The organism is Arthrobacter sp. 147(2020) (genome assembly GCF_013116715.1).
GTDB lineage: Bacteria > Actinomycetota > Actinomycetes > Actinomycetales > Micrococcaceae > Arthrobacter_D.
In genome coordinates this window covers 200,260-213,428 of record NZ_JABFOM010000001.1, presented here as the reverse complement: position 1 = coordinate 213,428, position 13,169 = coordinate 200,260, and the positions used below count along the sequence as shown (strand labels likewise).

Genomic DNA, 13,169 nt, shown 5'->3' with positions numbered 1-13,169 from the left:
TGGCAACCGAAGCAGGAACAACCCAGTACCAGCACCGAAGGGTTCATTAGTGTCCACGAAGACGGTGTCTCCCAACACGTTGCGCAGAGATGGCGACAGCGGTCAATCAGGGGACAAGATATTTTCCACAGCCAGCCTCCTGGCTGGCTGCCTGATCCTCGCCGTGCTGTTCAGTGTGGCAATCTTCCTGCTCGGACAGGCCCTGCCCACGTTCGCCGCCGACCCGAGTGAGATCTCCGGAGGCAACGGGTTCTTCTCCTACATTTGGCCGATCGTCATCGGTACGGTAATCGCCGCGACCATCGCACTGATTCTTGCGACGCCGATCGGCATCGGCGTCGCGCTGTTCATCTCGCACTACGCACCCCGCAGGCTAGCGCAGGGCTTTGGCTACCTGATCGACCTTCTCGCAGCCATCCCATCGGTGGTGTATGGCGCGTGGGGTTACGCGGTCCTCGCCCCCCAGCTGGCAATCACCTATGACTGGCTGGCCAATAACCTGGGCTGGATCCCCATCTTCGAGGGACCTGCCAGCAACACCGGCCGGACCATCCTCACCGCCGGGATAGTCCTCGCGGTCATGGTCCTGCCGATCATCACCTCGCTCAGCCGCGAGATTTTCCTCCAGACCCCCAAACTCCACGAGGAAGCGTCACTGGCGCTCGGCGCCACCCGGTGGGAAATGATCAAGATGTCGGTGTTGCCCTTCGCACGGCCGGGCATCATCAGTGCCGCAATGCTCGGGCTGGGGCGGGCGCTCGGTGAGACCATGGCAGTGGCGCTGGTCCTCTCTGGCGGCGCTCTGAATGCCAGCCTCATCCAGACCGGCAACCAGACCATCGCAGCCGAGATCGCGCTCAACTTCCCCGAAGCATTCGGGCTTCGGCTCAGTGAACTCATCGCCGCAGGCCTGGTGCTCTTCGTTATCACCCTCGCGGTCAACGTGATCGCCCGGTGGATCATCAGCCGCCACAAGGAATTCTCAGGTGCCAACTAATGAGTAATGCAACCATGACCCGGCGTCCGTCCCAGTTCACCAAGAACAAGCTTCCCCGGTGGGCAATCTGGGCTGTCCTCGCCGGCGCACTGATCCTCGGCGCGGCTTTCTCGGCCCTCCTCGGCTTCAGCCTGGTCACCATGAGCCTCTTCGCCGCGATCTTCTTCGTCGTCGGTGGGACGGCCGCTTCCGGCGCGGTAGAGGGTAGTCGCAAGGCCAAGGACCGGCTGGCCACCTACCTCATCTACGGTGCGTTCATCGTCGCCGTGCTGCCACTGTTGTCGGTCATCTGGACCGTCCTGGAACGTGGCCTGCCCGGGATGACCAGCGACTTCCTGTTCCGTTCGATGAACGGCCTCACCGGTGCCATCGACAACCAGACGGTGGCCGAGGGCACCCCGGTACTCGGCGGCGCCTATCACGCAATCCTCGGGACCCTGCAGATTACCCTCTGGGCCACCATCATCTCGGTCCCCGTGGGCCTGCTGGCCGCCATCTACCTGGTCGAGTACTCCACCGGCGGTCCGCTCAGTCGCGCGATCACCTTCTTCGTCGACGTGATGACCGGCATCCCCTCCATCGTGGCGGGACTATTCGCCGCAGCGCTATTCGGGCTGATCTTCGGCCCGGGTACCCGGACCGGCTTCGTGGCGGCAGCCGCACTGTCCGTGTTGATGATCCCGGTGGTGGTGCGTTCCACTGAGGAGATGCTGAAGATCGTCCCCAACGAGCTCCGGGAGGCGTCTTTCGCGCTCGGGGTAAGGAAATGGCGGACCATCACCAAGGTGGTCATCCCCACCGCCATTTCCGGTATTGCATCGGGAGTCACCCTGGCGATCGCCCGGGTCATCGGCGAAACGGCCCCCATCCTGGTGACCGCCGGTTTCGCCCGCGGGATCAACCTTGATGTGTTCGGTGGCTGGATGAGCACCCTGCCCACGTACATTTACTACCAGATCATTACCCCCACCTCGCCGACCAGCACCGACCCCAGCATCCAGCGGGCGTGGGCTGCAGCCCTGGTTCTGATCATCCTGGTGATGATGCTGAACCTGGCAGCCCGCCTGATCGCTCGGATGTTCGCCCCTAAAACCAGCCGCTGACCGGCGCTGTACAACCCGAAGGATTTAGATGTCTAAGCGAATCGACGTCAAGGACTTGAACGTCTACTACGGCAAATTCCTAGCCGTGGAGGATGTGAACCTCACCATTGAAGCCCGTTCAGTCACAGCGTTCATCGGCCCGTCCGGCTGCGGCAAGTCGACCTTCCTGCGCACCCTGAACCGGATGCACGAGGTGATTCCGGGTGCCCGGGTCGAGGGAGAAGTGTTGCTCGACGGTGACGATCTGTACGACGACGCCGTCGATCCCGTGCACGTGCGCAGCCAGATCGGCATGGTCTTCCAGCGGCCCAACCCGTTTCCCACCATGTCGATCCGGGACAACGTGCTGGCCGGCGTGAAACTCAACAGCAAGCGCATCACCAAGTCGGACGCGGACGCTCTGGTGGAGAAGTCGCTTCGTGGAGCCAACCTGTGGAACGAGGTCAAGGACCGCCTCGCACGTCCGGGTTCCGGTCTCTCCGGCGGCCAGCAGCAGCGCCTGTGCATTGCCCGCGCCATTGCGGTGTCGCCTGAGGTGATCCTGATGGATGAGCCGTGCTCGGCCCTCGACCCGATCTCGACCCTCGCTATCGAGGATCTGATCAACGAGCTGAAGAATGACTACACGGTGGCGATCGTCACCCACAACATGCAGCAGGCGGCCCGGGTTTCCGACAAGACGGCCTTCTTCAACATTGCAGCGACGGGCAAGCCGGGGAAGCTGATCGAGTACGGCAACACGGCTGACATCTTCAACATGCCCAAGGAAAAGTCCACCGAGGATTACGTCTCGGGCCGGTTTGGCTGACCCGTCCGACGTGCCGGCCTGATCGTCACAGAAGCGGCCCTGGGGGCAAGGCTCGCCGGTTGCAATCGGCGGGTCTGGACCTCGGGGCCGTTTCCTTGTCCCACGGGCCAGCGAACCGGGTGGAGAGCGGCTAGAGCAGCGGGCTCATCGCCAGGAAGAGGATTCCGCCGATCAAGGCGGTCACGGCCGCCGTCGAGAACCAGACGAGCAGCACTTTGACCACTTCACGGCCGCGAACTGTCGGGAATCGCTGGTTGGCGCCGGCCCCGAGAATGGCCGAGGTCATGGTGTGGGTGCTCGAGAGGGGCATCGACAGGGAGATGGACCCAACAAAAAGCATTGCTGAGGAAACTCCCTGCGCCGTCATGCCTCGCAGCGGGTCGACCCGGACCAGCCGGTGCGACAGGGTGTGGGTGATCCTCCACCCCCCGAACAGGGACCCGGTGGCAAGCAGCACCGCGGCGAAGATTTGCACCCACAGGGGAATGTCCGAGCTGGTTGCGACGCCGCTGCCCACCAGGGCCAGGACAACTACCGCCATGGTGCGCTGCCCGTCCTGGAGCCCGTGACCCAGGGCAAACACGCCGGCCAGGACTGACTGTGCCATCCGGCTACCCGAGTTCACCTTCCGCGGCGGGCTGTACCGCAGGAGCCAGATGGCAGGGAACACCGCTAGATAGGCCAGCAGGTATGCCACCAGCGGGGAGAGGAGCAGCGGGAGCGCGATCTGCAGCAGGAACACCCGTTCGGAATCGGCAATCGATTCCCCGCCCATGAGGGCTGACGCTCCGCCGGAGCCGATCAGTCCGCCAATCAGGGCGTGGGTGGACGACGACGGCTTGCCCCGATACCAGGTGAAAAGACCCCAACTGAGTGCTGCGATCAGGGCGGCGATCAGGATTCCGAGGCCAACCCTGCCAGGGGGTAACCGGATGGCGTCACCGGTGAAGAGCAGGGCAACGCCGGTGCCGAGCAGAGCGCCGATCAGGTTGAACAGCGCCACCAGTAGTACCGCGACGCTGGGTGTGAGGGCGCGGGTGCGCACGGCGGTCGCCACCGAGTTGGAAACGTCGTGGAACCCGTTGAGAAATGCGAAGCCACCGGCCAGCACCACCACGATGCCCAGGAGGAACAGCTCCACCTACGATTCCTTGACGAGGATACTGCCCACGTGTGTTGCCACCTTGCGGATGTCCTTGGTGACGTCGACCAACTGGTTGGCGACGTCGCGGTGGCGGGCGTAAACCAGGGGTTTGTGGTCGTTAAGGAGTTCGGAGCACCAGATCCGGTGGGTACGTTCGGCGCGCTTTGCGAGCCGGAGAATCTCGATCCAGTACTCCTCGAGATCGTCCATGGAGTTGAGGCGCTTCATCGCCGCCGCGGTCAGTTCCGCCTGACGGGTAATGACCTCAAGCTGCTCTGTGGCTCGGCGGCTCAGCTTGCTCAGCTGGTACAGCGCGATGAGCTCCGCGGCACCATCGAGTTTCTCGATTGCCTCGTTCAACAGCCGCGACAGCGCGTACAGGTCCTCCCGTGGGAGCGGGTTGACGAAGCTGCTGCGCATGGAGGTGAGAAGTGCGAAGTGCAGGTCGGTCGAGTTGGCTTCATGCTGGTGCAGTTCCTCGGCCAGCAGATCGTAGTCCCGCGTCGCCGCCCCCAGAATCCCCGACATGGTGCGAACGCCCAGCACGAGCTGCTGCGCCATGTCGGAGAGCAGCACCAGTCCGGCGTCCTCCTGCGGAAAGAGGCGAAGCTTCACGTGGGCTACCTAACCTAGCGGGGCATCATGACTGTCGGTTTGCTGCCCAAGGACGATGGGTTGCTGCCTAAGAATAACCGACAGGCCAGCCACCGCTCATTTTTGCCAGCACTCTCGGCCAACAGTGCCGATCAGGCGGGGCGGTGGCGCCCCGCAGGGCGCAAAAATGGTGCCGAACCGGGAGCGCCTCTCGGCGGAAGGCCGCTCGAAGCGGCTAAATGTTGAAGCCCGGGGGTTCCACGGTCCGACACCACTTTCAGTTTTCTCCTCCGGGGCGCACATGTCAACATTGACGCTCCGGGAGCTGACCTAGTCCAGCTCGCCTCGCCGCCAGGAAGCGGCGGCGTGCTCAAGATCCTCAGCCGTCTTGATCAGCTGTTGGGAGTTGCGGGTCAACTTTGCGGCGTGGACCCCGTTGGTAGGTTCGGCGTCGTCGGCGTGATGGGTCTGGCCGAGCGCGATGACCCGGCAGAAGGCGGCGAAGCGTTCCAGTGCAACGTCGAACTCCCCTTCAAACGCGCCGGAGAGAATCGTGTCGGCCATCGACTGGACTTCCTCAGCGCCGGGTGGCTCGGCCACGCCAGCTATCACTTTGGAAACCTGGGCCACGTCCTTGCCCGATTTGAAGTAGGAGGCGATGCGTTCGGGATTCTGCTGGGTAGCGGCGCGCAACGCGTAGAGCCTCCACAGGGCGCCGGGAAGGGATCGTGCTGGGCTTTCGGCCCACATCTCGGCGATAGCTTCAAGCCCCTGCTGGTCAGCGAGTTCAACCAGCCGTTGGGTCACCTCGGGGTCCTCGGAAAGCCTCCCGTGGTGGACAAGGGCGTGCGCCGAGAGGTGGGCGGCTTCCGACACCCGTGAGGGGTCGGCACCGCCAGCAAAAACCTCGAAGTCCAGCGGCGCGAACGGCTTGGGCTTGTGGTGCCTCGGACTCTGGTTCCTGTAGTTACCGCTCATGAACTGAGGATACTCCTGCCATTTCCCTCCATGCCAGCATCCCCACCGGAGGGCCTCTTTCGGTCCAACCGCCCTCCAGTCCGGGTACGTCAGATTGTCGACGCGGTGATCTCGTCGGGCTGTATCGGAAGGCTGCAGGGTCGAGGACAATGAGGGTATGAGTACTCCTGCCACACCCGGTCGGTATCCACGGCTCAGGATTCTGTGGTCTTTCATCCGTCCACATCGACGCGTGCTGGCGCTCGGCCTGATCCTGGGGCTGGTGACCACCGCGACCGCCCTGGCCACTCCGATGGTGACCAAATGGGTCCTGGACTCGGTGGGTACGTCTACGTCGCTGGCCGAGCCGATCGGGGTCTTGCTGGCGCTCCTGGTGGTTGGCTCGGTGGTCGGACTATGGCAGTGGATCCTGCTGGGGACCCTCGCCGAACGGGTTGTGCTGGACGCGCGCGAATCGATGGTGCGCCGGTTCTTCCAGGCCAAGGTTGCAGAACTGACCGGGCGTCCGACGGGGGAACTGGTCACCAGGGTCACCTCGGACACGGTGCTGCTCCGGGAGGCCGCCTCTTCCAGCGCGGTCAGCCTGGTCAACGGAACTGTTGCGCTCTTCGGAACCCTGATCCTGATGGGTGTGCTGGACCTGGTTTTGCTGACGACCACCCTGACCGCGATCGTCATTGTCGGGGTGCTCTTCGCAATGTTGATGCCCCGCATCGCCAAGGCCGAGGAGCAGGCCCAGGAGTCAGTGGGAAACCTGGGCGGCGTGCTGGAGGGTGCGCTCCGGGCAGTTCGCACTGTCAAAGCGAGCCGTGCCGAAGACAGGCAGAGCGAACGCATCGTCGTCCAGGCCAGGGAGTCAGCGCGGCACAGCGTCCGCGCCGTCCGCACGCAGGCTGTCGCCTGGACCATCGCTGGGGGTGGGATCCAGCTGGCGATCATCGTGATCCTGGGGGTGGGCGCCTGGCGGGTGGACCAAGGGGTGCTTGAGGTATCCAGTCTCATTGCGTTCTTGCTCTACGCGTTCGGAATCATGGGCCCGATTACCGAGCTCACGCAGAACATCACCGCGGTGCAGTCGGGAATCGCCGCCGCGTCCCGGATCTCCCAGGTGCAGCAGATGGAGGTCGAGAAGGATCTGACCGACGCCGCCCAGGACCCGGTCGGCGACCGCGGGACTGACGCGGTCCTCGAATTCCGCGACGTGCGGGCGGCTTACGGTCCCGACGCCGAACCGGCGGTTGATGGCGTCACCGTCAGTATCCCGCGGGTTGGCCACACCGCCGTCGTCGGACCATCGGGTGCGGGCAAAACCACCCTGTTCTCCCTGCTGTTGCGATTCATCGAACCGCACGACGGAGAGATTCTCCTTGATGGGAGGCCGTATTCGAGCTACACGCACTCCGAGATCCGCTCGCGGTTGGCATACGTTGAGCAGGAGACACCAATCGTTCCCGGCACCATCCGGGATAACCTGCTGTTCACCCACCCGGACGCCACCGACCAGGAGGTTTGGGATGCCCTCCGGGCTGTGAAGCTGGATGAAAAAGTAGTTTCGCTGGCGGGTGGACTGGACACTGAACTGTCCAGCACCGCTGTCTCAGGTGGGCAGCGGCAACGGATCCCGCTCGCGAGGGCTATCCTGCGGACCCCTGCGGTCCTCATGCTTGACGAAGCGACCGCCCAGGTGGATGGTCTCACTGAGGCGGCCATTCACGACTGCATCCGCGACCGCGCCAGCAAGGGGGCAGTCCTGACCATCGCTCACCGGCTCTCCACGGTGATCGACGCCGACACGATCCTGGTGATGGAGGACGGCAAGATCAGAGCAAGCGGCACCCACAGCGAACTGCTGGCCAGTGACGACCTCTACCGGCGGCTGGTCGAGGCGTTGAGGATTGTCGAGCCGGCAGTCGGCTGAGGTCGGGGCTACGCGCCCCGTTCTGCACTCCGGCGCAGGATGCGATAATGTAGGCAGGTCATTTCGACCACTTCGGTGGCCGGTGGTGATGCGGGCCTTTAGCTCAGATGGTAGAGCATCGGACTTTTAATCCGTGGGTCGAGGGTTCGAGCCCCTCAGGGCCCACATTTGTGGGATACCCGAACCAAAGTCCCCGCCGTTCTCTGGATCGGCGGGGACTTTGGTTCGTTAACGGGATCTGCCCGCCAATGAAGGGCAGGGGATTGACTCCGGCCGTAGAACCGTCTGCAATAGACGTAGGCAACTCCACCAGGGCTCAACGTTCACGGCCCACCCGGTCCGCTTACCTGTTGGCCCCGCCGAGAGGAAGACTCATGGATCCTGCCAGTTTCGTGCTTCAAGCGTCGATAGCTGTTGCTGTGGTGGGAATTCTGACGATTCTGACCGCCCTGGCGCTCGCCGCCTGCCTGAAACGGGACAACGACGTCGACTCCCTGTTCTGGTACGGATTTTCCGGATTGTCAGCCGTTATCTTTGCCATTATTGGGGCAGCCGCCACCATCCCGGGCAGCGGGGGTCTGGTTACCGCTGGAGCCCTCGTCTGCGTCGGCGTGGCAGCGGGATGGCTCTGGCGCGGGGAGCACGAACGCAAGATCAAGCTTGCCGGCGAGGCGCTTCGCCGCGAGCGGGAGACGCTCAAGGGTAGGCACGAACGGGTTCTCCAGCAATGGGTGAGCTACGAGCTCGACCCGGCCGCAGCGATCGACTTCCCCGCCATGACCGACCTCTCACGCACAGACACTTCCCGGCTGATCCGCTCGATGCGCACAGCAGCGCTGCTTCGCGAACGTTTCGATGCTGGGGACGCCGGATCGGCTGAATACTCGACTGCCTTGACCGGACTGGAGGATGCGTTAGCCGCTGCGGAAGTCTCCGCCGGCGTGAGCCGGGACGGTGTCGGTCCCACCCGGTCGGCCCACGGTGCCAGGATGCTGGACTAGAACCTCCGGGCGCCGGGCTCTGGCCGACCCACGGGGTGTCGTGTACGTTTAGTCGCATGAGAACAATAATTTTCGAGTAGTCCGTCAGGACCACCCTTCCTATCGAAAACATCGCTCGTTGAGGCATGCCTCCGAGCGGAGCTTCTTATTCACCCATTGCTTGCCGAGCTCACGTTCGGCAACCGAATTTAAGGATCATCATGACCGAACCAGCCAAGAAACAGGACAACACCCAGGGCAACCCGCAGTCCAAGGAACAGATTTCGGCGCACCTATCCGACTCCGCCGCCAAGAAGCTCCAGGACGATCCGAGGGCGAAGCTCGCCCTCGCCAAGAAAAACCCCGACTTCGGGAAACTTGACGGAGCCCGCAGCACCGGCCCCAACCACCAGCCCGTGCACCGCAGCGGCAAGCAGGGCAAGACCGAAAAGAAGGCCCGCTGGTAACAGCTGACCTTCTGGAGACTTAAATTGAAACTGGCTCCGCGTTCTGCGTATGGGGGAATCGCAGAATGGGGAGCCAGCGATTTAAGTATACTTCAAACCGAACGTTATAAGTCCAGTTAAGGGGTGGTAATGGCCGTCACAGCCAAGTCGTTTCAGCTGTGGCGCTCCCAGATCGCACCCAATGACACAGTCTCCGATCTGTGCCGGAAAGCCGGAATCAAACGCTCCACCCTGGGCCAGCAGCTGGTGCGGGGAAAGGTTGCGGTCGCCACAATTGTGAGCATCGCCCGCGCCTACGGACTGCACCCCGTGGAGGCCCTCGGCAATTTTGAAGGATACCGTGACCTCCCCGGCGGGATGCGGGAACCAACTGATGCCGAGCTGATCAGCCAGGTGTCGCACATCGACATTCTTCGGCTGGTCGTAGCCCGCAGCAGGGACGAGGAGGCCGCGGGGCACCCCGTTCAGCTGGATCTGGCGTCGTTCCCGCACCAGACGTCGGTGCGGGGCTGGATCGACGCAATCGACACGGGGGACCTACGGCAGGCGCTGGCGGGGAAGACCGGCATAGCACCCCAAAACCTCTCCGCCCAGCTCACCGCTGGCCGCCTCACCCCCGAACTCGCGTTGGAGGCGGCGCGGTTGGCGGGAGTGTCCCTCGCCAGTGGCCTCGTGGTCACAAATCTGATCACCCCGTCGGAAGGTGGCTGGCCGGCGGAGGGCAGACACCGGGCGTTGGGTAGGAAGTCGGATGCCGACCTTGTGCTGTTGGCCAGGGACAGGCTGGACGGGCTGGGCAAGGCATTAAAGAAGCTCGAGCTAGCACATAGCCGGGACCAGGACCTTTGGGAGAACCTCGGATGACTGAGCACCTAATCCAGTGGATCGTGCTGGCGTCATGCATCATCTTTGCCCTGCTACGTCTTCCCGATGCGATCCGGGGGCGCGGACGGTCGGTTTTCGCGGCAATGGTGCTCCTGGTGGTTGCGGTGGGGCTCAGTCTGCCCCAGATCTACCTTCCCGTCGACGGACTTCTGGGCGGGATGAACCTCGCGAACCTCATCATCCGGCTCTCCCTCTTCGCGATCTTTGTCCTGCTCGGAATCAGGATTGCTGGGGCCTTCAGGTCGCCCAGGACCCGTTGGCTGATCGTCGGCCCACTGGGTCTGACGGTACTGGGCGTGGTGGTGGCGGTCACCGTGGTGCTCTTTGTGCTCAGCGATCTTCCAGAAAGCTCGACTGGGCTGCAAGCATTCCGGGACCAGGACACCGTCCGCCTCTACGCGGAAGCGGGGCGGCTCTATCCGGGGTACGTTGCGGCATGCCTGGTCTTGCCCGCGGTGAAGGGCCTGATGGATCCGGCCGGTCGGTTGGCGTACCGAAGCGCCTCGGCCCTGCTTGCCGTGGGCTTCGGGGCCGTGGTGGTATTTGCGGTGACCCGCTTGCTGGCGGGAGCACACCTCGGAATCTGGGAGATAGTCCTCCCCTTTGGGTCAATACTGCTGGTAGTGAGCGGCCTGACAGTCATCTGGGCCTCCCGGCGGCGAACCGAGCTGACACCACCGGGCAATAGACTTGCGTGAAATGTGACGTTTTTGTGATTGGTGGCGTCAAACCTATTCACACTTTCATCATCGTGTGCCAAAATAATGAATGCGTAACTCTGCTTGCCATGGGGGACAGCGGAGCTACAGTGCGGGGTGGGGCGTCCATTAGAACGGGTGGACGCACCTACCCGTTCTTGTTTCTCAGCCGGTCCAGGCGTAGCGCTTCTCCGGCCGGCCAGCTGCACCATACTTGGGCGTGATCTTGGCCTGCTCCCTGGTCACCAGATACTCCAGATACCGCCGGGCACTGACCCTTGCCAAGCCGAGCCGTAGCGCCACCTCCGACGCGGAGGATCCCTCCGGGTTAGCGCGAAGGTCTCCGATCACTGCCTCCAGGGTAGGCACTGATAAGCCCTTTGGCAGGGCGGCCTGGACCTTCGTCCCCGCGTTGGAGCGCTGTTCCCGCGCCGGTCCCAGGAGTCGGTCAATCACCGCCTGATCCAGTGCCGGCGAGTTTCCGGCGCTGTGCTCAAGAATGCTCCGACGATGGGCGACGTACTGATCAAGGCGCTCAAGGAGGACCCTGGAATTGAACGGTTTGACCAGGTAATGCAACACCCCGCCGGCCATCGCTGCGCGGACTGTTTCCAGTTCACGGGCCGCAGTGATGGCGATGATGTCCACCGGCTCGCCCGTCAGGTTGCGGGCAGCACGAAGGACCTCGATTCCCGACAGATCAGGCAGATGAATGTCGAGCAGCACCAGTTCTGGCCGGCGGCTGGAGATGAGCTCAAGTCCGTCGGCACCGGTGTAGGCGACTCCCACCACTTCGAAGCCTCCGTGTGCCATCAGGAATCCGGTGTGCACTCCTGCGACTTCGCGGTCGTCGTCGATGACGGCCGTGCGGATCAATTGCGTCACTGCTGTTCCACACCGCCTACCGCAACGGACGTGGGTACAGGTGCGAGCCTGACCCGGAATTGAGCGCCGCCGAGAGGGGACGTGCCCACCCCAATCTCACCATTGCGGCGTTGTGCCACCCGCTGGAGGAGGGACAGCCCGAACCCGCGCGCGGCAGAGGGGCCATCTGCCTTGGTCGTGACACCGCTTTCGAAGATGCTGTCCCGCACCCCGTCGGGCACGCCGGGGCCGTCGTCGGACACTGTAATCACGCACCCCGAGTCGTCAGAGGTGGTGGAGATGTGGATGGTCCCATTCGAGCCGACCGCCTCCATCGCGTTATCGATCAGGTTCCCCAGGATGGTCACCTGGTCGGTGGTTCCGTCCGGGTGGAGCGTCGAACTGCCGTCAATGATCACCTGAATGTTCTTTTCCTCACCGATCGTACTCTTCGCCATCAGGAGGCTGGCGGCATCGGGGTCGGTGATTCCCGGGCAGAGATCACCCGAAACCACCGAACCGCCGTGACCGGAACGGGTGATGAAGTCGACCGCCTGCTCGGTCCGACCAAGCTCGAGCAGGCCGGAAATGACGTGCATCTTGTTGGAGAATTCGTGGGCCTGCACGCGCAGCGCCTGGGTGACATCGCGCGCCCCGTCCAGATCCTGCAACAACTGGTGGAGTTCGGTGCGGTCGCGGAGGATAAGCACGCTACCTACCCGTCGCCCGTCCACCACAGCCCGGTTCGCCTGCGCGAGCAGCACCCGCTCGCCCACCAGCACTGTCGTTTCCATTGCCCCGTCGGAGTCGAGCATTCCCGCGAGGGCGGGTTCGAGGACGTCGTCGACGGGACGTCCGACCGCTGCGTCGTCCAGTCCAAGGAGACGGCGGGCTTCGTCGTTGAGCAGCGCCACGTTCCCGCGCTCGTCGACGGCCACCACACCCTCACCGATTCCGTGCAGCATGGCGTCCCTGGTCTCCAGCAGGGTGGCGATTTCCTCCGGCTCCAGCTTGTAGATGCGGCGCCACACCAGTCTGGATACGTAGATAGCCCCTGCAGATCCCAGGAGGGCGGCGGCAATCAGCCACACCAGGAGCTGCGGGAGGTCTTCCTGGAGATCCTGGCTGAGCCGGGATTCGAGGATCCCCACTGATGCGGTACCGATCACCGAACCGTCGTCGTCGAAAATGGGGACCTTGACCCGCCAGGATTCCCCAAGCGTGCCGGTCTGGGTTCCCACAAAGGTGTCCCCCGACAGTGGCACCGACGGATCGGTGGAAACCATTGAGCCGATCATCTCCGGGTTCGGATGGGAATAGCGGATTCCCGCGTCGTCGGTCACCACCACATAGGTGACATTGGTCGACTGGGCAATGAGATCGGCGATCGGTTGGATGGTGTCACTGGGACGGGCGTCGTCGAACGCCTCCACAATGGTGGGCAGCTGGGCCACCGACTGGGCGACCCCCACCATTCTCGTCTCGTAGGCGTCGCGAATCTGCTGCTCCTGCATCCGGATCGCGACGGACCCGGCAATCAGGACAATGATCAGCACGATGGACAGCTGCAAAAGAAAGAGCTGTGACCTAAGCGACATTGACCTGATCATGAACCTATCTTGGCATGTAAGGGGTTCCCTGACCCTGTTCTTGCCGTGACCGTAATGACCAATACGTGCGTTATGTCCGTATTCTTCCCCGCCCAGTGGATGGTCCCTACGATGAACCGGACG

13 protein-coding genes and 1 tRNA gene are annotated in these 13,169 nt (G+C 63.3%); 9 read left to right on the top strand and 5 right to left on the bottom strand.

Features of this window, described 5'->3' with window-relative positions:
- Positions 1–49 precede the first annotated feature (49 nt).
- From pstC to pstB, 3 genes are read left to right on the top strand one after another with little or no spacing between them, the layout of a single operon-like run.
- Positions 50–997, top strand: coding sequence for a phosphate ABC transporter permease subunit PstC (pstC, locus tag HMI58_RS01040; RefSeq protein ID WP_318779102.1), 948 nt, complete (start codon positions 50–52; stop codon positions 995–997).
- Positions 997–2,100 (top strand): phosphate ABC transporter permease PstA, encoded by a 1,104-nt coding sequence (gene pstA, locus HMI58_RS01035; protein ID WP_171584983.1) that lies wholly within the window; start codon positions 997–999, stop codon positions 2,098–2,100. Before pstC ends, pstA begins: the two co-directional genes overlap by 1 nt.
- 28 nt (positions 2,101–2,128) lie before the next feature.
- Positions 2,129–2,908 carry a phosphate ABC transporter ATP-binding protein PstB gene (gene pstB, locus HMI58_RS01030; protein WP_171617854.1) on the top strand — a complete coding sequence of 260 codons (780 nt, stop codon included), beginning with the start codon at positions 2,129–2,131 and terminating at the stop codon, positions 2,906–2,908.
- Positions 2,909–3,038: 130 nt separating this feature from the next.
- Here the strand turns inward: pstB and HMI58_RS01025 are convergent, their stop codons facing one another.
- The 3 genes from HMI58_RS01025 to HMI58_RS01015 form a co-directional block, all read right to left on the bottom strand.
- Positions 3,039–4,049, bottom strand: coding sequence for an inorganic phosphate transporter (locus tag HMI58_RS01025; RefSeq protein ID WP_171617853.1), 1,011 nt, complete (start codon positions 4,047–4,049; stop codon positions 3,039–3,041).
- Positions 4,050–4,667, bottom strand: coding sequence for a nuclease PIN (locus HMI58_RS01020; protein ID WP_171617852.1), 618 nt, complete (start codon positions 4,665–4,667; stop codon positions 4,050–4,052).
- A gap of 309 nt (positions 4,668–4,976) precedes the next feature.
- A complete protein-coding gene (locus HMI58_RS01015) occupies positions 4,977–5,624 on the bottom strand; it encodes a hypothetical protein (RefSeq protein WP_171617851.1) in 648 nt (215 codons plus the stop codon).
- Positions 5,625–5,781: 157 nt separating this feature from the next.
- Here HMI58_RS01015 and HMI58_RS01010 point away from each other — a divergent pair, with 157 nt between their 5' ends.
- From HMI58_RS01010 to HMI58_RS00985, 6 genes are all read left to right on the top strand, one after another.
- Positions 5,782–7,542, top strand: coding sequence for an ABC transporter ATP-binding protein (locus HMI58_RS01010; protein WP_171617850.1), 1,761 nt, complete (start codon positions 5,782–5,784; stop codon positions 7,540–7,542).
- Positions 7,543–7,634: 92 nt separating this feature from the next.
- Positions 7,635–7,707, top strand: a tRNA-Lys gene (locus tag HMI58_RS01005).
- Between the two features lie 209 nt (positions 7,708–7,916).
- Positions 7,917–8,543 (top strand): hypothetical protein, encoded by a 627-nt coding sequence (locus tag HMI58_RS01000; protein WP_171617849.1) that lies wholly within the window; start codon positions 7,917–7,919, stop codon positions 8,541–8,543.
- Positions 8,544–8,743: 200 nt separating this feature from the next.
- Positions 8,744–8,989, top strand: coding sequence for a hypothetical protein (locus HMI58_RS00995; protein WP_171617848.1), 246 nt, complete (start codon positions 8,744–8,746; stop codon positions 8,987–8,989).
- A 129-nt stretch (positions 8,990–9,118) separates the two neighbouring features.
- Positions 9,119–9,853 (top strand): hypothetical protein, encoded by a 735-nt coding sequence (locus HMI58_RS00990; RefSeq protein WP_171617847.1) that lies wholly within the window; start codon positions 9,119–9,121, stop codon positions 9,851–9,853.
- The gene (locus HMI58_RS00985) at positions 9,850–10,572 is read left to right on the top strand and encodes a hypothetical protein (RefSeq protein ID WP_171617846.1); all 723 of its coding nucleotides are present in this window, start codon (positions 9,850–9,852) and stop codon (positions 10,570–10,572) included. Before HMI58_RS00990 ends, HMI58_RS00985 begins: the two co-directional genes overlap by 4 nt.
- 165 nt (positions 10,573–10,737) lie before the next feature.
- Here HMI58_RS00985 and HMI58_RS00980 read toward each other — a convergent pair whose 3' ends face one another.
- Both HMI58_RS00980 and HMI58_RS00975 read right to left on the bottom strand, forming a co-directional pair.
- Entirely contained in the window at positions 10,738–11,457 is a 720-nt protein-coding gene (locus HMI58_RS00980; protein WP_171617845.1) for a response regulator, read from the bottom strand.
- Complete coding sequence (locus HMI58_RS00975; protein ID WP_225667813.1) at positions 11,454–13,034, bottom strand: sensor histidine kinase; 1,581 nt, start codon at positions 13,032–13,034, stop codon at positions 11,454–11,456. The genes HMI58_RS00980 and HMI58_RS00975 overlap by 4 nt, the downstream gene beginning before the upstream one ends.
- Positions 13,035–13,169: the final 135 nt, after the last annotated feature.